Origin of the sequence: Bacillus sp. Bvel1, assembly GCF_014872755.1 — a bacterium.
Lineage (GTDB): Bacteria > Bacillota > Bacilli > Bacillales > Bacillaceae > Bacillus > Bacillus velezensis.
Genome location: NZ_JAAOBZ010000006.1, coordinates 13,582 through 34,106, shown reverse-complemented (window position 1 = coordinate 34,106; position 20,525 = coordinate 13,582). Strand labels below are relative to the sequence as shown.

The following is a 20,525-nucleotide window of genomic DNA, read 5'->3' as shown; positions in this document are numbered from 1 at the left end:
TTACACCTCAACCTTTCGATTCAGCAGCATAGAGGCCAGCGCGAGACAGAGCGCTGCAAGCACGATCACTGCCAGAAAGCTGAAAAGCGAAATGTGGACGGCTTTCAGCTCCATCGTCCATCCGGACAATTTCGTATAATGAAAATGAAAATTCGCATACACTTTTACCGGCCATAAATCATGTTGAGATGAAGTGAAAGGCGTAATGATTTTATCGTCAATATAGGTCCAGACAAACGCAAGCACGATGCAGATCACCCAACGGAGGACGGGAAAATGTTTTAATGAGTGAAAAACAGTCCAAAATACGGCCACGATCACAGATAAGTACGCTGAACTGATCAGCAGGTAAGCATTCAGCCCGGTTAATGTGCCGGCCAGGGGAATGGTGTGTTCCAGCACTCCTTTTGCAGAAAGCATCCGGTACATCCAAATGCCGTAACCGGTCAGCGCCAGCTGCCCGATCAACTGATACAGCAGTGAGGCCGTCAGCTTGGAAGCCAGCAGATAAAATCCCCCATTCGGATTGTAAAGCCACAGCTGGTTTTTTCCTTCTTTATGAAGGTGATAATACATAAAAAGCGGCGCTACAAGAAATTGAAAAAACCCCATTGCCGTAAAAAAGCCGAAAATGACGAGCGGTTCTTTCTGACGGGCAGCGATGACGTGGGCTGCAAACGCCCAGCAAATCATGCCGCAAAGCCACACCGCGAGCCAAATCCATGAAACTTTCGCATCTTTTTTCAGCAAACCTAAAAACGATGTCATTCTTTCTCTCTCCATTCGGATCAAGTGTATGAGTAACATAGTACACTAGATCATCACGTATTACAATATCTTCAATAAAAAAAGACAAATCCGCTCTTACGCGGATTTGCCTTTTAAATTACTTCTTTTTGTTTTTTAAGGAGAGCAGCGCATCACGATAGCTGCTATCCTGCATTTTGCCGCCGCTATCAGGATCGTTTGGTTCCTGATCCGTCTCAGAAGTCTTAAACTTCTGAAGCGCCTGACGGTACACATCATCGCCCATTGTATTCTTTTTCTCACGGGGAGATTCAGATTTTACAACGACGGGAGCATGCTCGGCTGAGCGCTCCTCGGCCGGATCATGCTTTTCCGGCTGTTCGGCTGTAGTGCCGATCGCTTCTCTCTTTTCTTCTTTGACATCCTGTCCTGCAGAAGTGCTGCGGACATTGAATGTGATAAGAAGTGCAATCACAATGACAGCAGCAATAACCGCTATAATAATGGCCATATAACCCTCTCCTTACTGTCGTCCGGCAGTTAGATTACCAGTGACCTGGCTGACACGTCTGCCAAGCGCACGGCCTAATTGAAGGCCTTCTTCCGTCATCAGCACATCGCTGTCAACCGGGCATGTGACGCCCGCGCCGTAGTAAGAGCCGTACAGCGCGTTTTCAGGAACGTTGCCGGGAAGACCGACAACAATCATGCCTTGGTGAAACATAGGAGTGATCAGATTGTGCATGGTCATTTCTAATCCGCCGTGTGTTGTCGCCGTCGTACAGAATACAGCGCCGACTTTATCAATCAGCTCGCCTTCAGCCCACAGATAGCCGAGCCTGTCGATCCACGCTTTTAAGCCTGAACTGATGGTGCCAAAGTGACCCGGGCATCCCCAGATAATGGCATCCATGTCTTTCAGCTTGCGGATGTCTGCTTGATCGACATGGTCGATCAGGACTTCAGCCTCAGCGTTTTCTCGTGCGCCTTCGGCAATGGCTTCAGCAAGATGTTTTGTGTGTTCGCCTTCACTATCGTACACTACGTAAATTTTCATTCAGGAAACCTCCCATTCAGATGATTAAGATTCCTTCACTTCTTTAGGGGCCGGAAGCAATGACAGCTCCTCTTTTTTCTTCGCCCGCTGTTTGTCTTTCCGTACGTCACGCAAGAACAGGCTCAGGACTACGCCGATAACCGCAAAGATCGTCGCCCACATAAACGCGTCATTAATCCCCATAACGTTGGAATTAAGTGAAGCTGTTTTGTAGAGATATGAATAAACGGTTTGTTTCGCCGCATCAAGCGACATGTTCATGTTGACCATTAAATTCGAAACCGCGCTTTGGAACGACTGCATGAAGCTTGGATCAGCCGTGCTTGTTTTATCCGCAATCTGCGAATAATGCATTGTCGTACGGTTCGTATAAATCGTTGTGATCAAACTTGTTCCGATTGATCCGCTGATCTGGCGGAGCGTGTTGCTCATCGCCGTGCCGTGGCTGTTCAACCGTGCCGGAAGCTGGTTCATTCCGGCTGTCATAACAGGCATCATTAACAGTGACATACCGAATGCGCGGATGGCATAGACAAGCATGATGTGCGTGTAAGGTGTGTCAATTGTCAATTTTGTGTACTGGAATGTCGTTGCGACCGTGATGACCAGCCCGATAATCGCAAGCGGTCTCGGACCGATTTTGTCAAACAGAATACCGGAAATCGGCGACATGATCAGCATGACAATCGCGCCCGGCAATAGCAAGAGACCCGATTGCAGCGCCGTAAAGCCGACTAAGTTCTGCAGGTAAATCGGAAGCAGGAACATTCCTGTGTAAAGCGCAACGGTAATAATGATATTAATGACACTGGAAAGTGAGAAAATATCATATTTAAATACCCGGAAGTCAAGCATCGGTTTTTCAGAGCGCAATTGCTGAATGACAAACGCGGCAATCGCGATGACACCGACAATGACGGTAGACAGCACGATCGGATCTCCCCAGCCGTCGCTGCCCGCTTCACTGACTCCGTAAAGCAATGAGGCGAATCCGACAATAGATAGAATCGCACCCAAGCTGTCGAGTTTGATTTTTTGCGGTTCCACCAAGTTCTTAAAGAGGAAAAACGCTATGATAATAACGATTGCCCCGATCGGAACAAGGCCGTAGAACATAATGCGCCATGTGTAATGCTCGATGATCCAGCCGGATAGAGTCGGTCCGACCGCCGGAGCAAACATCATCGCAAGACCGAAAATCCCCATTCCTTTCCCCCTGCTTTCAGGCGGGAAGATAAGCAGAATGGTTGTCATGACCAGCGGCTGCAGGATACCGCCGCCGACCGCCTGAATTAACCGGCCGATCAGCATGGTTGAGAAGTTAGGCGCGATTCCGCAGACTAACGTTCCCGCTGTAAAACAGAACATGGCTACGAGAAAGAGGCTTCTCTGTCCGAACCGGGTGATTAAGAACGCAGATAACGGAATCAAAACACCGTTGACCAGCATGTATCCGGTCGTAAGCCACTGAATCGTCGTCGCACTCACACCGAACTCGGTCATTAAGTGCGGCATCGCCACGTTAAGAAGCGTTTGGTTCAAGATCGCCAGGAATAACCCGGCCATAAGCACAATAAGCAATGTTTTAGGACTTTTTACTTGATTATCTGATTTAGCCACCTAAGACAACCTCCCTTCATGGTTTGATGACTGATCTGTATTATTCAGAGATTTTTACAGATGCGTTCATACCAGGAAGCACCTTGTCAGATGGGTTGCTGAGTGAAATTTTAACAGGAACTTTTTGCGTTACTTTAGTGTAGTTGCCGCTTGAGTTTGAAGAAGGCAGCATATCAAATGTTGAATTTGTCGCATAACCGATTTCTTCTACTGTTCCGTCAAATGTTGTATTAGGATCGCCGTCAACAATTACGTCTACTTTGTTTCCTACTTCAATGTCTCTAATGTCTGTTTCTTTAATGTTTGCAGTGATGTAAAGGTGTTTCATGTCAATTTCCTGGGCAATTGTCGTACCGGCTTGCACCATTTGGCCGTTTTTCACTTCGTTTTTCACGATTGTTCCATCCATGATGGCTTTTACGTCAGCATTTTGCTGTCCTTTAATTTTTGCAACAACGTCGTTTTTGCTTACTTCTTTCCCCTCATCAAGGTTCCAGTCAGTTACTTTACCCGCAGCAGGAGCTGTGATAGCAGCCATGTCGCCGGCAACTTTCGCTTCATCGGTTTTTACATAGTGTGTGCTTTGATAATAGTAGTAAGCACCTCCGCCTATAATTGCAAGAACAACAATCAAACCGATAATGTTGGTCAGAATTAAACGTCCTCTGTTCATTTTGTTTTCTCCTTTCGTTTCTTCCTCTATCATTTTGTGGAATGATGATAAAAATATGTGGGGATTTTTTTATTTTCCGTTTTTCACTGCACATCCGTTTGCAAGCTTCGTTAAACTTTCCGCAAGCTTGCGCAGGTACTGCAGTTCAGCGGTATTGAGCTGCCGGTATAAGACCGCCGCTTTTTCGGCATATTGAACAGCAGCTTTCTTTAGAAGTTCTTCCCCCTCTTCGGTTAACTGAATCATAACAACACGCCGGTCGTCGTGATAGTCGCTCCGAACCATTAGGCGGCGCTTATACAGAATATCGGTCATTCTCGTGACAGACGCCGGTTTCAGATCAAGCGACAAAGCCAGCCTTGAAAGCTGCGTGCTTTTGCTCTTATGTATTTTGAACATCAGCAGATACTGCAGCACTGTAATATCAAAAGGTTCAAGCACTGTCTCCAGAATCATTTTCTGCTTTTTGTAAATCGATCTGGAAGTATCAAACAGTTGTTCAAAACTGAGCAAAGCGAGCTCTGATTCAATCACCGTATTTTCACCTCATTCCCTTAATAATAGTTCACAAGATAAAATATTAATAAATGAAAGAAGGTTTGTAAAGAGAAAAGTTTCATTTTTTAAGGATTTTTTTTATGCCGTTTTTTCTCTTTATTTTTAATTTAAAAAAGCCGGATGAAGAACCGCGGCCGCACGATTCTTCACTCGGCTTTATATTTAATACGATGCTTTGCTTATACCGGCTTCCTCATTTTTAAAAAAGCTTTTCAGCGCTTGAAATACGTCCGATTTCTGTTTCAGGATGTAGTATTTAAATTTATCATCTTTGACATTTTTATAGGCGGACATGAGAGTGGAATGCCTGTTATATTGATTGACCTCACCGTAACAGAACAGATTCGATTTTTTCATGATGTCATTGACGAGCTTTACGCACCGGGCGTTATCCGAAGTCAGGTTATCCCCGTCTGAAAAATGAAACGGATAGATGTTGTAGCGGGCGGGGTCATATTTTTCATCAATTAATTCAAGAGACTTCCGGTAAACGGAGGAACAGATGGTGCCTCCGCTCTCGCCTTTCGAGAAAAAATCTTCTTCCGACACAACCTTCGCTTCCGTATGGTGGGCGATAAATTCGATATCAACCGTTTCATACTTTGTCCGTAAAAATCGTGTCATCCAAAAAAAGAAACTCCTCGCCATATACTTTTCCCATACGCCCATCGAACCGCTTGTATCCATCATGGCTAAAACGACAGCTTTCGATTCCGGCTTCGTCACATCATTCCATGTTTTGTATTTCAGATCTTCCGGATAAATAGGGTAAAACGACGGCTTGCCTGTCATGGCGTTTCGTTTATAGGCCGACAGCATCGTCCTTTTCTTATCGATATTCCCTGTCAGCCCGGTTTTCCGGATATCATTGAACTCGATATCGGTATGGACGATATTGTCCCTTTCCTTTTGCTGCAGATTCGGCAGTTCTAATTCCTGAAACAGCGCTTCTTCCAGATCCATCAATGAAACTTCCGCTTCATAATAATCCTCGCCTGCCTGATCGCCTGCTCCCTGGCCTTTTCCGGCGCCCTGCTTTTTATCTGCGCCGTCTCTTGCGACGATATCGCCGACTTCGCTGTCGCCGTCGCCTTGGCCGACATGTTTATTTTTATCATAGTTATAACGGATTTTATATTCATCAAGCGAACGAATCGGGATTTTCACAACATCTTTTCCGTTGGACATAATAATGCTTTCCTCAGTGACAAGGTCCGGAAGGTTGTTTTTTATCGCTTCCTGCACTTTCTTTTGGTGGCGCTGCTGGTCGTCAAAGCCTTTGCGATGGAGGGACCAGTCTTCCTCTGAAATCAAAAAATTTCCGCTGTCATTACGGGACATGAATTCCCCTCCTTAACCGTTATGGTCGTTTTACATGTGTATTCCGGCTTGGTCCTGTTTATGAAACAAGTCCGGCGAAAAGATTTATTTTTATCTTATGCCGGCCGGACTCTCCAATTGACAAACAATTGCGAAAAACAGACAAAAGAACCCGTCCTTTTACAGACGGGCCTCTCAATGAAATCAAATATCAGCGGTTTAACAAGCTTCCGACATACTTCAGCAGTTCATTAGCGCTAGTCGAATTATAGCCGTGTTCATCTATTAACCTTGCCACTACCTCATTGACCTTTTTAAGCTGCTGTTCATCCGGCGTTTTGGTGGAGGTCGTAATTTTCACTACATCTTTTAAGTCTGCGAACAGCTTTTTCTGAATCGCTTCGCGGAGTCTTTCGTGCGAATTATAGTCAAAGCGTTTTCCTTTTCTTGCATAGGCGGATATGCGGATTAAGATTTCTTCGCGGAACGCTTTTTTGGCGTTTTCTGAAATGCCGATCTGCTCTTCAATGGATCTCATCAGTTTTTCGTCAGGATTCATTTCTTCACCCGTCAGCGGATCGCGAAGCTTATTTTTATTGCAGTACGCTTCCACATTATCTAAATAATTGTCCATGAGAGTTTTCGCGGATTCTTCATATGAATAAACGAACGCCTTCTGCACTTCCTTTTTGGCGATGTCATCGTACTCTTTCCTGGCGGCGGAAATAAAATTCATATACCGCTCTTTGTCCTCGGCGGAGATGGACGGATGCTGGTCGAGTCCTTCTTTTAAGGAACGCAGCACGTCAAGCGAATTGATGGATTCCATATTTTTTCTGATAATCGTTGAGGAAATGCGGTTGATGACATAGCGCGGGTCGATACCGCTCATTCCTTCATCATGGAATTCCTTCTTCATATCCTCCAGATCAACGGAATTGTAACCTTCAACGCTTTCTCCGTCATAGAGCCTCATTTTTTTGACGAGATCAATATCAGAGCGGTTCGGTTCCTTCAGCCGGGTCAAAATAGAAAACATCGCGGCCACTTTTAATGTATGGGGGGCGATGTGTACGTCAGAAACATCACTTTCAGAAATCATTTTTTCATAAATCCGTTCTTCCTCTGACACCTTTAAATTATAAGGAACAGGCATCACGATGATCCTGGAGTGAAGGGCTTCGTTTTTCTTATTGGCAATAAACGAGCGGTACTCCGTTTCGTTCGTATGCGCAACAACCAATTCGTCGGCTGAGATGAGCGCAAACCGTCCGGCTTTGAAATTCCCTTCCTGCGTGAGTGACAGAAGGTGCCACAGAAATTTTTCATCGCATTTCAGCATTTCCTGAAATTCCATCATTCCGCGGTTCGCTTTATTTAATTCACCGTCAAACCGATAAGCGCGCGGATCTGATTCCGAACCGTATTCGGCAATCGTCGAAAAATCAATGCTCCCCGTCAAATCGGCGATATCCTGTGATTTCGGGTCAGACGGGCTGAAGGTTCCGATTCCGGTACGTTTATCCTCCGAGAAGAATATACGTTCAACTTTAACATCCTCAATTCTGCCGCCGTATTCTTCTTCAAGCCGCATGACATTAAGCGGAGAAAGGCTGCCCTCAATTCTGATGCCGTATTCTCGGTAGAAGTCGTCGCGCAGATGATGGGGAATGAGATGGAGAGGATCTTCATGCATCGGGCAGCCTTTAATGGCGTAAACAGCGCCGTTATCTGTCAATGAGTAGGCTTCAAGCCCTTTTTTCAGCATGGTGACAAGAGTTGACTTTCCGCCGCTGACAGGTCCCATCAACAGTAAAATCCGTTTTCTTACATCGAGCCGCTTGGCAGCCGGGTGAAAGTATTCCTCCACGAGCCGTTCCAGAGATTCCTCAAGGCCGAACAGCTCCCTCGAGAAAAAGCTGTATGTCTTTTTCCCGTCATCCTCCTCGATTCCGCTGTCTTTTATCATATTAAAAACGCGAGAATGAGCAGACTGCGCGACCAATGGATTTTCTTTTATGATCTCCAAATAATCAGCGAACGTCCCTTCCCATTTGAGACGCTGCTCTTCCTCTCTGTACTTTTCAATTTTCTTTAATATATCCATAAGAACCTCCTCTATCATGGTTAATGCACTAGAAATAAGGTACTTTGTTACAATCTATGCGGTGACGTGATAATACATGCTTTTCGTTTCTTAAAAATAAAGACGTTATAAGGCCGTCATTGACAAGGGTCCGGTGCACCGTTCATAATGAAAGAAATACAGTTTCATCCAGACTCGGACATCAAATGGAAAAGCAAAGAGGAGGAGACATGATGAAAACGATCATTTTACTTGGGGTCATTCTCACTTTTTTAGTATCCATTTTTACTGCGGGTTACGACAGCAAACCTGAAAACAAATAACGGCAAAAGGGTGCTCTTTATGAAGAGCACCCTTTCCTGTACAACATAACAATGTTTCATATTTGAATATGTTCTTGGACAGTTGATTTTTCATGAGACTTGCAGCTTGTTTGATACTCGATTTTTCCGATTTTGCAGCCCGGGCCGATTTCCACACGCTTCCCTCTGACGATGTCCGCTTCCGTGTATTCGAGGTAAATTGCGTCTCCTTCGATCAATTCAGCAGAAAGCATGCCGGCTTTCCGTTTAAGAAAACCGGGTTTCCGTCTGACGGTGATCGATGTGCCGCCGATTTCTTTCACGCGGCTTCGGTCATAACGCAAATGGATGTTTACGTCCCCTGCGTTTAACAATCCCGCCACATTGATACATCCTGTTACATGAAGCAGCTCCGTCTCGCAATCGCCGCCGACGGTGAGACTGCCTTTTATATGACACTGTTCCCCCGCGGCCCCGCCGCCAATTTCAGCAAGTCCTTTCAGCCTCATCCTGGCAAAACGCATGGAGCCGCCGACTTTCAATGTGCCGATCACATTTGCTGAATGTGCTGATAAATCTCCTGCAACTTCATGCTCTCCGAAAATTTTCAGCCTGTTGATCTCGGCATCTCCGAGAAAAAGTCCCGTGCCGAATATCCGGCAGCGTTCGCTTTGAAGTCCTTCGCCGACAGTTCCTTCCCCTTTAATGCTTACATTTTGGTAGGAACCGCCGGAAGCGTGTCCGGCTCCGTACATTTTTAAATGACTCAATTTTTTTGTCGTTTCCATTGCAGCTCCTCCTATCGTTTCACGACTTTGTTAACCAAAGCGGTAGGATCACATGTAAAATCGCCGCTGTATTCCACCGTCCCAATGGTGCAGCCCGCGCCGATCCGCACATGATTTCCGCGGACTGTCTTCGCGTTCGTGTCCGCCAATTCAATGATGTCACCCTCAATCAGCTCTGCTGTCAGCACCGGGGCCGGCATCAGCTTAAAACGCGTAAGCACGCTCTTTCTGCTCATCACTTTCAAATGGCGGCAGCCGATTTCTTTCACATGGCTTTCTCCCGCCGCCAGCTTCATACTGACTTCATCGGCATTCAGCAGGCCGCCGATCTTGCATTTGCCTTCCGAACGGAACGTCTCTGTCTCGCAATCGCCTTCAATCCCGGCTTTCCCGGATATGAAAATATCATCAGCTTTCACACCGCCGCCGAAAGACGAAAATCCCGCAACGTTCAGCCGCTCCGTTTTGACATCACCTTTAATGACACCCGTTCCGTTGATACGGATGGATTCAGCTTCGGCACTGCCGGAAATTTTCCCCGAACCGCTGATTGTCAGCGTTTGCGTCTTGACATGTCCGTCTGTTTTTCCGCTGCCGTTAAACAAAAGGCTCGTGCACTCCACATCACCTGACACCGTGCCGCTCCCGTTGATCTCCACTGTATGAAAACGGCCTCCTTTTGAACTTCCCGAACCGTTAATGATTAATTTATCTGTTACTTCCATTGATGGTCCTCCTGCATCCATTTCGCTTTTAATTCTTCCGATGCCGCAGCAAGCGCCACCCGTTCAACCACTTTGACAGTCGGTTCAAATAAAATATGTTCCGCGTCTGCGATGAAGCACGTCGTTACGCCGAGCTTTCGGAGCATGACAAGCTCCGTATTCGCTTTCAGCTCGGAAGCCTCATACGTCTTCAGCACCCCCGCCGCCAATTTTCCTTCCTCAAGGCTGATATTGCCCGATTGCAAAAGCCCTTCAAGCACATATAAAGACAGCAGCGCGCGGGACGTGAATGTCACGCCGTCTTCGCCATAAACTTGCAGCGCGGCTTTTGAAATCAGTCCCTTTTGAAGCAGTTCCGCAGACGTTATATTGACATCAGTCATTTGCGGAGACAGCATTTCTCTCATTTCATCCAGAGACAGATTTTCTTTCATTTCCTGTATTTTTGAGATGCGTTTTAATATTTCCGCTCTCGGAAAAAATGTTTCCTGGCCTGTAAACGTCGATTTTCGGATAAACCATTCTTCAGGAATTAAATTTTTCCGTTTCCACCGGTACAGCTGCCCGTATGAAATTGATGTTTCTTCCAGCAATTCTTTTTTAGAAATCAGTTGTTCCTCCATGAATCCAGCTCCTTCGATGAACGTATTGTAACATAACACTGTTACGTTGTTAAGCCTGGAAATATAAAAATGCCGTAAACCGCTGCTGCCCGTCCTTTTTTATTCAATAAAAAAACGCCCGGATGCGGGCGTTTTTTCTCACGTCAAATCTCTGTAATTTTGCTGGCGCAGCGCTTCATATACAAGAATCGCGGCCGTGTTGGACAGATTTAATGATCTCACATGCTCGGTCATCGGCAGACGCAGGCAGCGGTCCATATTGTTTTCGATCAATTCTTTCGGAAGTCCGCTCGTTTCTCTGCCGAATACGAAGAAAAAGTCTTCCTCCGTATTTGAGTAATCAAATGATGTGTGCGGCTTTTGACCGAATTTTGTAATGAAGAAAAACTTTCCGTTCTCATATGCTTCAAATAACTCTTCCAATGAATCATGATATACGACGTTGACGAACTCCCAATAATCGAGTCCGGCGCGCTTCAGCATTTTATCATCGGTTGAGAATCCGAGCGGGCGGATCAAATGAAGCGTTGTGTCTGTTGCCGCACAAGTACGTGCGATATTTCCCGTATTGGCCGGGATTTCAGGTTGATATAAAACGACATGTAATGCCACGATGTTCACCTCTGTTTTTTATTCCGCCCACCATTATATCATTAATTACTCTTTTGTCGTATCATCCGTAATATGAAAAAACGCATATCTGATGGAAGGAGTATACGCCGTTGAATCCTCATATGACCAATATCTCATCCTGCTGTCATACGTTTGGGCATTGACGAGCGGCATATTGCTTTTATCTTTTGCGACCACGATCGCCGTATGATTAAAACGGCCGTCTCCTTCAAAATCATAGCAAATGATATCTCCGGGCATCAGTTCTTCAGCTCTTGATACTTGCACCGCGCGAAGTCCTGCCTTGGATTGGGCCAGATACATCTTCATCGAATGCGCGACCGTCCAGCTGTAACTCCACGAGCTTGCCTTCATCCACCAGCCTGAGCCTCTGTTCGGATGCCCCCGCATCGGTGCTTTTCCGGCATGTAAACATTGGGAAATAAAATTGGTGCAATTATCGCTGAAATTTTTATAAGCGGGGTTTCGTTTATTCCAAAACTTCTCCGCGTACTGCACGGCAGCCAGACGGTCGTATTGAAACGCCCGCCCGAGATCTTCCCGTTCACTCCGCTCATATTCAATTACGCTGTTTCCGTCAGAAAATCCAGCCGGTTTTTTCTTTACTTCCCGGTCTTTAATCAAAAGCTCATCATAGAGAAATGCAGTCCGTTCCTCAATCTGCTCTTCTAAGTAAAGGTGTCCGTCATGCTCCTTGCACAAATATTCGAAATGAATCGTGTACATGACACATAACGTGCCGTCGTCCTCAAGACTGCTTTTGACAATGACGGCCTTTGCCTTCGCTTTCACGATATCAACTTTCCGTTTTTCAAACAGCTCTTTTTTTCTCGTCAGGACCTCAAGATCGCCGGCCTGCCCATTCTGCCTCATCTCAGTTCCGTTGATTAAATAATGAAGCCGGGCCTCCGCTAAATCTTCAATAATATGCTTCAAGCGCTCCACCCACCATACGATTTTATAAAGAAAAAACACTTGAACTCCGGCCAAGTGCTTTTTCTCTATACATATGTCAGGACCGGCCGGTTTTAGTCTTCTCAGAAACCGATAACAGCTCCAGTCCCTTTTCAATTTCCCGTATGGCGTCCTCATCCTGCTCCTTTTGAAGCGCTTTTTCTAATTCCTCCGTATAATCAGGATCACCGATTTTCCCGATGGCCCAGGCGGCCGTACCCCTGATGACGGGGCGCGGATCTTGGTGCATCAAGGCCGTTAATTCCGGAAGAGACGAGGCATCTTTAAAATGAGCCAAAGCTAAAATCGCATTCCGCTGTATCGGCTTCTTGCCGCGCCATGATCCCGATACATGTCCGAATTTTTCTTTGAATTCGCGGTTGCTTATGGTCAAAAGCGGCTTTAACAGCGGCTTTGCGATTTCCGGATCAGGCTCCATCTGCGGATGAAGATGAAAATCTTTCCCCTTATTAATCGGACAGACCGTCTGGCACGTGTCACAGCCATACAGACGGTTTCCGATTTTCGTGCGGAACTCATCCGGCAAAAATCCCTTTGTCTGGGTCAGGAACGAAATACAGCGCTGGGCGTTAAGCTGTCCGGGATTGACGAGGGCGCCGGTCGGACACGCGTCTAGACATTTTGTGCACGTACCGCACATATCTTCAATCGGCACATCCGGTTCAAAGGGCAGATTGGTGATCATTTCAGCCAGATAGACGTAAGAACCGTATTCAGGCGTGGTGATCATGCAGTTTTTGGCGCTGAAGCCGATTCCCGCCCGTTCAGCCACGGCCCTGTCGGACAATTCTCCTGTATCCACCATTGACTTTGTGCGGATATCCTCATGTTTGCTTTGGAGAAAATTCTCCAGCAGATCAAGCTTTTCCCGCAGCACATCATGATAATCCTTCCCCCAGGAAGCTCTGCAAAAAATGCCGCGCCGCCCGTCCCTCGTGCTCCTCGGCGCATCTTTCATTTTGGAAGGATAAGCAAGGGCGATGGCGACGATTGATTTGGCTTTCGGGAGAAGCAAAGACGGAGTAACCCGTTTTTCAATATCCGGCTCTTCAAAACCGGATAAATAGCCGAGTGATTCCTGAAGAATCAGCCGGTCCCGCAGACTGTCGAACGTATCAGCCGTTGTAAACCCGATTTTGTCGACTCCGATGCTTTTGGCGTATTCGATTAATTCCTCTTTCAGTTTATGAATATTCATTTTTTGCACAGCCTCCTTTCTTTGTGATCAGGCTCCCGCACGGGTATAATAGAGTTTTATCATCCCGAAATGGAGTGAACACACTTGAACATCAGTTTAGATCCACTTATTGCTGAACGGGTGCCGGGGATCAAAGCGGCAGCCGTCTTATATGAACAGATCGAAGTCGGGCCCGCTCCGCAAATGCTGAAAGGCCGCCTCCGTTTATTTCAAGAATCTCTTTACTTTGATTATGCTGACGGCGGTATAGATGAGCAGCCTTTTGTTAAAGAGTGGGCGCGTATAATGGAACAGCTCAGTCCCGCCTTTTCAGGACAAGAAACGCCGATGGAGCTTATGCTCGGCGATATTTCCCGGGAACGATTCATTGAAAGTGTGAATTCAGCCCATGATACCATACTTTTTTTCTCCTTGAAATATTCATTGCCTATCATGGCGTATGACGCCGCAGAAATAGATGAACCGATTTCGATTACAATCGGAGAAAAAGAACACGTACTTGCTTTTTCCGACTTTGGCGGCATTTTCGGCGGCCTTACCGGACATATCAATACCCGCCCTGTAACAACCGGCACAAAGAAAATGCTGCAGCTGATCTTTTTCCCGCCTTCATTTCATGCCGACGCGGCGGATGAGCTGCTATCATCCTTAACCAAAATGTTTGAACAAATTCACGGAGGCACACATACCGTCTCTTGGCTTTCATAAAAAGACACGCCTTCGTGTCTTTTTTCACATAAAAAAACGCAATACTTCGTTTATCAGAGAAACGAAACACTGCGTTAATAACGTATGTATGGAGCGGGTGATGAGAATCGAACTCACGACATCAGCTTGGAAGGCTGAGGTTTTACCACTAAACTACACCCGCATCAAAGTTTTTGTCAGTACCGATTTGATGTTTCTAATATTACATGTATATTTTTTTTTCGTCAAGGGAATGTTAAAAAATTTGTCGAAAAAAATTCTTTTTTTGTCCACATGTTAAGTTGGGTTTACATTTTGTTAAGAATCTCATACAATATAAAAAAGAAGAAAACTTGAGGTACGCCCTGATGATGAAAAATAAAGTAAAAGAGCTGAGAGCCAGATTCGGCTATTCTCAGGAAACGCTCGGAAAAGAAGCCGGAGCCACCAGACAGACGATTGCAGCGATTGAAAAAGGAGATTATGTGCCTTCACTCTTATTGGCGCTTAACATCTGCCGGGCTTTCTCACTGCCGATGGAGGAAGTTTTCTGGCTGGAGGAGGAGAAAAAATGAGTTTGAAAAGAAAAGCGTGTTTTCACCTTGCACTCTACGGATTGGCCTGCTGGACGCTTATTTCCTTTATGGAAGCGGCGCCGCGGATCGCTCAGTTTTTCCAAACGGAGGGGAGCGGTGCATTTGAGCTGAATATCACTCCGTTTCTGCTGTTTACCGTTTGTGCCGCATTGTATATCTATGCCGAAAAGAAAAAACGAAACGGCAAAAAGCATAGGCTAGTCCCCGATGAATTTGAGGAACAGGATGAAAGAGAACGAATGATGACGGCTAAAGCTTGCCGTTCCTCGTATATCGCCGTTTACTTTTCATTGCCGGCCGCAGCCGTTCTGCTTTTGTTTTATCCGCTGATTCAGCCGCATCTTCCTTTTTTTCCGATTCTTTTGATTTTTATTCTGATGATGATTCAGCATTTGGCTTATGTTTTCACTTTTCATAAGCACGGCAAAAACTCCGGTTCATGACAGATCCGGAGTTTTTTACATTACCAGCTCGCTTTTTTCACCCCGGGAATCCGGCCTTTATGGGCCAGCTCCCTGAATGCGATTCTGGACAGTTTAAATTTTCTCATATATCCGCGGGGCCGCCCCGTCACCGTACAGCGGTTATGAAGCCTGGCCGGAGCAGAATCACGCGGCAGTTTGCTCAGCGCTTCCCAGTCGCCTTTTGCCTTTAATTCTCTTCGGATGTCCGCATATTGTTCAACAAGCTTCTGCCGCTTGAGCTCTTTGATTACTTTTGATTTTTTTGCCATTTCAGCACTCCTAACAAATCGTAATAATTACGTTTTGTATCATATCATCCATATGAGCATCGTGCAAGCTAAGCGCTTAAAAAGGCGGGTGAATACCCGCCTTCACTGCCGGCATTTCCCCGGAAATGAAACCGCAGAAAGCACCCGCCGTCAATGATCCGCCTTGCGACGTCATCAGACTGTCGCTTTATTTCCTCTTGCAAAATGGTCGTTTCCCATTGCTTCACCCAATCTGCGCTCAAGCTTTTTAGTCCGCTCATTCTGAAACGGCAGAAGCGGAAACACGAGTTCAGCCAGATAATAAGCTTCTTCCAGATGCGGATAGCCTGAAAAGATAAACGACTCAATGCCGAGTGCCTGATACTCTAAAATTCGATCAGCGACAGTCTGCGGATCACCGACAAGCGCCGTGCCCGCTCCGCCTCTGACCAGTCCGATGCCGGCCCAGAGATTCGGGCTGATCTCAAGCTTCGAGCGGTCACCGTTATGAAGATCGGCCATCCGTTTTTGTCCCGATGAATCAGCGCGCCGGAGCGCAGCCTGCGCTTTCGCAATTGTCTCTTCGTCTAAGTGGCTGATTAATCGTTCAGCCGCTTCCCATGCCTCTTCCTCAGTCTCCCGGATAATCACGTGAAGTCTGATGCCAAAACGCATCGTCCTTCCTTCCTTCGCAGCCTGTTTTTTAACGGTTTCAATCTTTTCTTTTACCTGCTCCGGCGGCTCTCCCCATGTTAAATAGACATCTGTATGTTTCGCAGCAGCCTCAATTCCCGCTTGTGATGAACCGCCGAAATATAATGGCGGATGCGGAGACTGTTTTGGCGGAAACAGGAGGTTGCTGTTTTCCACTTTGATATGGTCCCCTTCATATGTCACCGTTTCGCCCCGCATGAGTCCGCGCCAGACGGTTAAAAATTCTTCAGTCGCCTTATAACGTTCATCGTGGCTGATAAACATGCCGTCTCCCGCCAGTTCATAAGGATCTCCGCCCGCTACGACATTTACGAGCAAACGGCCGTCTGACAGCCGGTCCATTGTCGACGCCATTCTCGCGGCGACAGACGGCTGCATCAGTCCCGGACGGACCGCCACTAAAAATTTCAAGTCACTCGTTTCCCCCGCTAAAGCGGCAGCCGTCAGCCACGGGTCTTCACATGATCTCCCCGTCGGTAGCAGAACCCCCGTATACCCGAGTCTGTCCGCCGCCTGTGCCACTTGCTTAAAATAAAGATGATCCGCCGTTCTCCCTCCCGTTTGCGTCCCTAAATACCGGCCGTCACCATGCGTCGGAATAAACCAAAGAATCTCCATATGAATCTCTCCTTTTTTAATAGGTTACCCTTCATAACTGTTCCGCCATTTTAATAGTTTCCGTTCGAGCATTCTGACCAATGCATCTGTCAGCTTGCCGACAGCCGCAAAAATGATAATGCCGACAAACACCTTATTTGTCTGTGAGAATTGCCTGGCATCCATAATCATATAACCGACGCCCTCGCTCGATCCCATCAGTTCCGCCACCACGAGACCGAGCCACGCAATGCCTAGGGAGAGCCTGATACCGAGCAGGATATTCGGCAGAGATGCCGGAAGAATTAATTTCGTCATCTGCTGATACCAATTAAATTCCAGCACCCGCGCGACGTCAAACAGCTTCGCGTCCACACTGCGGAGTCCGAGAAACGTATTAATGTACACGGGGAAAAAAGCCCCCAATGCGATCAGCAGAATTTTAGATGTCTCATCAAATCCGAACCACAAAATGAACAGAGGAGTCACGGCCAAGTGCGGAACCGTCCTGAGCATTTGCAGAGACGGATCAAGATATGCTTCCGTCCGCTTTGAGAAACCGACCAGCAGCCCGAAAACAAGTCCGAGGCCCGCGCCAAGCAGAAATCCGGCAGCCGCCCGGTATAAACTGATCTCTAAATGACCCCAAAGCTCACCTGAAAGAAGAAGTTCCTGAAACGTCTGCAAGATGACGACAGGCGACGGGAGCACCGCGGCCGAGACGATGCCCAGACTTGCGATAAACTGCCATACTGCGATGACCGCAGCCGGGAGTACAATCCCTTTCATCCATTGGTATGAATACTTCCGGGATCTTGCCAGAGCTTTCTTTTCTGATTGGCTTATTGCGCCGGCAGCCGTTGATGCTTCTGCTTTCATTACTTGCCATCCCCCGTTTCAAGCGCTTTTTTAATAAATGAATTGTCGACAACGTCTTTTACATGAATTTTCTTATGAATCGCTTTTGTTCGATATTGAAAATCAGCGGTTTCCTGCTGGGCTTTGACAATATCATCATCGATCGGTTCATTGAGAGGCTCAGTATTGTTAAGCACGTTTCTGACGACTTTCGGATCAAGATGTTTGATTTTCGCATATAAGGAGACGGCTTCATCTTTGTGTTCCTTTTGCCATGTAACTGCTTTATTGAACACTTTCAGAAAACGGACAACCTCATCCGGGTGTTCTTTGGAAAATCCCGTTCTGACTAATGTGAAACCGGGAGAATATAAATCTGTGCTTTCTCCGTTCGCCAATATTTCCGCCCCGTGCTGCAGCGTTTCAATCGACAAATACGGCTCCCAAATGGACCATGCGTCAACTGATTTGTTTTCAAAAGCGGAAACCGCCTCATCGGGCTGAAGCTGGATGATGGTGACGTCATCGGCGGAAAGCCCCGCTTTATCTAAAGCTTTATAGAGAAAATCAAAGCCGCTGCTGCCTTTGGCTACGGCGATTTTTTTACCTTTCAATTCTATCAGGCTCTGAATCCCGCTGCCCTTGTTTACGAGAATGCCGTTTGCCTTTAACCCGTCCTGAGACAGCCCGATCTCTTTAAAATCAATTCCCGCCGCCTGACCGGAAATGACCGGTGAATTGCCGACCTGGGAAAAATCAAGCTTATCGGCGGCAAGACCTTCAAATTGCGGAGGACCGCTTTGGAATTCGACCCATTTTACTTTTATTCCGTCTTTTTTGAAGGCCTCTTCAAACCAGCCTTTTTCCTTGGCAATGAGAAGCGGGCTTAAACTCTGCTGGATGCCGATCCGGATTTCTTTCACCGTTTTCCCGCCCCCTCCTGTCCCGTCTGCACTGCATCCGGCTGACATCATGACTGCTGCGGCTAAAAGAATGATGATTTTTTTCACTTCGCTTCGTCCCTTCTATATTCCGGACCCATCCGCAAACCGGAGGTTTTCCGTTTTCTCAAATTCAGAAAGCACCTTCTGCCGGACGGCCTGAAAATCCGCTGACGTCCGATTGCGCGGATGCGGAAGCTGAATCGGCATCAGGCTGTGCAGCCGGCCGGGCTTTGCCCTGAGGATCGCCAGCTTATCGCCTAAATAGACGGATTCATCAATATCATGCGTGACAAGAATCATCGTCGTTTTTTTCTCGCGCCATATATCAAGCAGCACATCCTGCAAATGTTTTCTCGTAAAAGCGTCAAGCGCCCCGAACGGTTCATCTAAAAGCAGCACCTCCGGCTCACGCAAAAGGGCTCTGGCGATGGCAACCCGCTGCGACATGCCGCCGGATAATTCGCGCGGATAAGCGTTCTCCGCTCCCTGCAGCCTGACAACCTCAATCAGATCATCCACTTTTTTCCGAACGGCCGGGTCGTTCATATTGAGATCGGCAGCGATGTTTTGTTTTACCGTCAGCCAGGGAAACAGCCGGTGCTCCTGAAAGATAAATCCCTGCCGGATGCCCGGTCCCGACACATTGCGGCCGTTTATTGCGACAGAGCCTTTATAATCGGTATCAAGACCGGCAATCAATTTTAAAAGCGTGCTTTTGCCGCATCCGCTCGGTCCGATGACAGTCAAAAATTCTCCCGATGCAATTGACAGCTCAATATCATTCAGCACCGGCGTTTTCCGGCCTTCATGCTCAAAAGCTTTTTCTTGTATGCTGATGGTTACAGCCATCTGTCTTCCCCTCTCTTTCTGCCGCATGCGATCGAAAAACAAAAAGGCCCCATCTCCGATTGCTTGCAGAGATGGGAGCCTTCGGCGGTCCGATCGGCAACCCGTTTGTTTTTAAATTTGAATATCATGTTAATTCAAATTATTCCGACTTGTCAACTGTTTTTTGTATGAATTAAAAATGCGCCTTCCGGCATAAACCTGCCAAAGAGCGCATCGGCTGTATCACGTATTTACTTCCTTTTCTTTCCGGGCGATTTTCAATAATGTCCGCGCGTTGTTGCCGAAAATGTTTTCTATATCTTCTTCCCGCATATTGATTTCCCGGCAGGTCCTCACCTGCTCCTGAAGATATCTGTATACATATCCTCTCGGAAATCCGTTCGAATCCGTCCCGAAGATGATCCGTTCAGCACCGATTAATTCAGATGTCTTTCGAAACAGAATTTCCAAATCAAGCGGGTACGGCATCCACCTCATCCACTGATTTGAGCCGGACGTGTCAATATACACATTCGGGCAGCTCCAGCACAGCTGCAGCAGTTCCTGATAATATCCGGCGCCGAAATGCGGAATGATGAACGGTATATCAGCATACTCTCTCGCGACGCGATAGATGGAGAGCGGGTTGATGTTGCGATGGCTGACAATGCCACCCGCTCTCCCTAAAAGTCCGAAGTGAATTAATACAGGCAGTCTTTTGTCAGCCAGATACGTCCACAGCTTTTTCAGCGACGGATCATGAAACTCGATGTCTGTCAGCGGCCCGAACAGTTTATATCCTTTCAGACCGAGCTCTTCAACCGCTCTTTTCAGCTCCTCATACGCATCCTTTTGTTCCAAAGGATGATATGCAAATCCGGTAAACCTCGCGGGATTGGCTTGAATAAACGCCGCCATCCGGTCATTGCTCTCTGCTGTTAAAAAATTCAGCACGTCAATGCCGTACTTATCTAATTCTTTCTCCCATCTTGTCATCAAAGCGATTTCGCCGTCATCGCCATCAACATCATGCGGATCAGGAAAATCCCAAGTGAGATTCATTCTTTCCGACCGCTCCCGGTTATAATCGGAAAATGTCTTATCGTTTTTGCCGAAATTAAGGCTGTACGGCAGATGACCGTGAATATCGACTGGTTTAAAATGCTGCCTGAAAAGCATACAATCGCCGCCTCCCTTACCGCCTGACAATAAAAAAAGGCCCTTATCCAGTGAAGAATAAGAGCCTCTTGTGTCCAAGTCAGCGGTTTCTATTTTTTCTCATAT

At 46.9% G+C, this 20,525-nt stretch carries 23 protein-coding genes and 1 tRNA gene; 3 read left to right on the top strand and 21 right to left on the bottom strand.

Features of this window, described 5'->3' with window-relative positions:
- From HAP68_RS04235 to queG, 14 genes are all read right to left on the bottom strand, one after another.
- The gene (locus HAP68_RS04235; RefSeq protein WP_024085054.1) at window positions 1-768 is read right to left on the bottom strand and encodes a hypothetical protein; all 768 of its coding nucleotides are present in this window, start codon (window positions 766-768) and stop codon (window positions 1-3) included.
- A gap of 118 nt (window positions 769-886) precedes the next feature.
- Entirely contained in the window at window positions 887-1,258 is a 372-nt protein-coding gene (locus tag HAP68_RS04230; protein ID WP_003155385.1) for a hypothetical protein, read from the bottom strand.
- A 12-nt stretch (window positions 1,259-1,270) separates the two neighbouring features.
- A complete protein-coding gene (locus HAP68_RS04225) occupies window positions 1,271-1,804 on the bottom strand; it encodes an NAD(P)H-dependent oxidoreductase (protein WP_003155386.1) in 534 nt (177 codons plus the stop codon).
- Window positions 1,805-1,828: 24 nt separating this feature from the next.
- Window positions 1,829-3,424 carry an MFS transporter gene (locus HAP68_RS04220; protein WP_003155387.1) on the bottom strand — a complete coding sequence of 532 codons (1,596 nt, stop codon included), beginning with the start codon at window positions 3,422-3,424 and terminating at the stop codon, window positions 1,829-1,831.
- Between the two features lie 40 nt (window positions 3,425-3,464).
- Window positions 3,465-4,130, bottom strand: a complete 666-nt coding sequence (locus HAP68_RS04215) for an HlyD family secretion protein (protein ID WP_007610259.1) — start codon at window positions 4,128-4,130, stop codon at window positions 3,465-3,467.
- A 36-nt stretch (window positions 4,131-4,166) separates the two neighbouring features.
- Window positions 4,167-4,631, bottom strand: a complete 465-nt coding sequence (locus HAP68_RS04210; protein ID WP_003155389.1) for a MarR family transcriptional regulator — start codon at window positions 4,629-4,631, stop codon at window positions 4,167-4,169.
- 186 nt (window positions 4,632-4,817) lie between these two features.
- Window positions 4,818-5,996 carry a sporulation protein YhbH gene (gene yhbH / locus HAP68_RS04205; RefSeq protein ID WP_003155390.1) on the bottom strand — a complete coding sequence of 393 codons (1,179 nt, stop codon included), beginning with the start codon at window positions 5,994-5,996 and terminating at the stop codon, window positions 4,818-4,820.
- Window positions 5,997-6,186: 190 nt separating this feature from the next.
- Entirely contained in the window at window positions 6,187-8,082 is a 1,896-nt protein-coding gene (prkA, locus tag HAP68_RS04200) for a serine/threonine protein kinase PrkA (protein WP_003155391.1), read from the bottom strand.
- A gap of 358 nt (window positions 8,083-8,440) precedes the next feature.
- Window positions 8,441-9,151, bottom strand: a complete 711-nt coding sequence (locus HAP68_RS04195) for a hypothetical protein (protein ID WP_015388509.1) — start codon at window positions 9,149-9,151, stop codon at window positions 8,441-8,443.
- Window positions 9,152-9,162: 11 nt separating this feature from the next.
- A complete protein-coding gene (locus tag HAP68_RS04190) occupies window positions 9,163-9,876 on the bottom strand; it encodes a polymer-forming cytoskeletal protein (protein WP_024085053.1) in 714 nt (237 codons plus the stop codon).
- Window positions 9,867-10,499: a YhbD family protein gene (locus HAP68_RS04185; RefSeq protein WP_024085052.1), complete on the bottom strand. Its 633-nt coding sequence runs from the start codon at window positions 10,497-10,499 to the stop codon at window positions 9,867-9,869. Before HAP68_RS04185 ends, HAP68_RS04190 begins: the two co-directional genes overlap by 10 nt.
- A 138-nt stretch (window positions 10,500-10,637) precedes the next feature.
- Window positions 10,638-11,120 carry a tRNA (uridine(34)/cytosine(34)/5-carboxymethylaminomethyluridine(34)-2'-O)-methyltransferase TrmL gene (gene trmL / locus HAP68_RS04180; protein ID WP_007610253.1) on the bottom strand — a complete coding sequence of 161 codons (483 nt, stop codon included), beginning with the start codon at window positions 11,118-11,120 and terminating at the stop codon, window positions 10,638-10,640.
- Window positions 11,121-11,156: 36 nt separating this feature from the next.
- Window positions 11,157-12,068, bottom strand: a complete 912-nt coding sequence (locus HAP68_RS04175; protein WP_024085051.1) for an amidase domain-containing protein — start codon at window positions 12,066-12,068, stop codon at window positions 11,157-11,159.
- Between the two features lie 76 nt (window positions 12,069-12,144).
- On the bottom strand, window positions 12,145-13,305 hold the full coding sequence (queG, locus tag HAP68_RS04170) for a tRNA epoxyqueuosine(34) reductase QueG (RefSeq protein WP_024085050.1): 1,161 nt from the start codon (window positions 13,303-13,305) through the stop codon (window positions 12,145-12,147).
- Window positions 13,306-13,389: 84 nt separating this feature from the next.
- Between queG and HAP68_RS04165 the strand changes: the two genes are divergently transcribed.
- Complete coding sequence (locus HAP68_RS04165; protein ID WP_024085049.1) at window positions 13,390-14,013, top strand: hypothetical protein; 624 nt, start codon at window positions 13,390-13,392, stop codon at window positions 14,011-14,013.
- A gap of 89 nt (window positions 14,014-14,102) precedes the next feature.
- Here the strand turns inward: HAP68_RS04165 and HAP68_RS04160 are convergent.
- A tRNA-Gly gene (locus HAP68_RS04160) sits at window positions 14,103-14,176 on the bottom strand.
- A 187-nt stretch (window positions 14,177-14,363) separates the two neighbouring features.
- Here HAP68_RS04160 and HAP68_RS04155 point away from each other — a divergent pair.
- Window positions 14,364-14,567, top strand: a complete 204-nt coding sequence (locus tag HAP68_RS04155) for a helix-turn-helix transcriptional regulator (RefSeq protein WP_003155407.1) — start codon at window positions 14,364-14,366, stop codon at window positions 14,565-14,567.
- The gene (locus HAP68_RS04150) at window positions 14,564-15,031 is read left to right on the top strand and encodes a hypothetical protein (protein WP_024085048.1); all 468 of its coding nucleotides are present in this window, start codon (window positions 14,564-14,566) and stop codon (window positions 15,029-15,031) included. Before HAP68_RS04155 ends, HAP68_RS04150 begins: the two co-directional genes overlap by 4 nt.
- A gap of 20 nt (window positions 15,032-15,051) precedes the next feature.
- On the opposite strand, the gene rpsN is transcribed toward HAP68_RS04150, so the two are convergent.
- The 6 genes from rpsN to HAP68_RS04120 all read right to left on the bottom strand — a co-directional run bounded on the left by rpsN (window position 15,052) and on the right by HAP68_RS04120 (window position 20,420).
- Entirely contained in the window at window positions 15,052-15,321 is a 270-nt protein-coding gene (rpsN, locus tag HAP68_RS04145; RefSeq protein ID WP_007610245.1) for a 30S ribosomal protein S14, read from the bottom strand.
- A gap of 174 nt (window positions 15,322-15,495) precedes the next feature.
- The gene (gene ssuD, locus HAP68_RS04140; protein ID WP_003155410.1) at window positions 15,496-16,632 is read right to left on the bottom strand and encodes an FMNH2-dependent alkanesulfonate monooxygenase; all 1,137 of its coding nucleotides are present in this window, start codon (window positions 16,630-16,632) and stop codon (window positions 15,496-15,498) included.
- 24 nt (window positions 16,633-16,656) lie between these two features.
- Window positions 16,657-17,490: an ABC transporter permease gene (locus tag HAP68_RS04135; RefSeq protein WP_003155411.1), complete on the bottom strand. Its 834-nt coding sequence runs from the start codon at window positions 17,488-17,490 to the stop codon at window positions 16,657-16,659.
- The gene (locus HAP68_RS04130) at window positions 17,490-18,479 is read right to left on the bottom strand and encodes an aliphatic sulfonate ABC transporter substrate-binding protein (RefSeq protein ID WP_024085046.1); all 990 of its coding nucleotides are present in this window, start codon (window positions 18,477-18,479) and stop codon (window positions 17,490-17,492) included. Before HAP68_RS04130 ends, HAP68_RS04135 begins: the two co-directional genes overlap by 1 nt.
- 15 nt (window positions 18,480-18,494) lie before the next feature.
- A complete protein-coding gene (locus tag HAP68_RS04125) occupies window positions 18,495-19,262 on the bottom strand; it encodes an ABC transporter ATP-binding protein (protein WP_024085045.1) in 768 nt (255 codons plus the stop codon).
- Between the two features lie 222 nt (window positions 19,263-19,484).
- Window positions 19,485-20,420 carry an amidohydrolase family protein gene (locus HAP68_RS04120; RefSeq protein WP_024085044.1) on the bottom strand — a complete coding sequence of 312 codons (936 nt, stop codon included), beginning with the start codon at window positions 20,418-20,420 and terminating at the stop codon, window positions 19,485-19,487.
- Window positions 20,421-20,525: the final 105 nt, after the last annotated feature.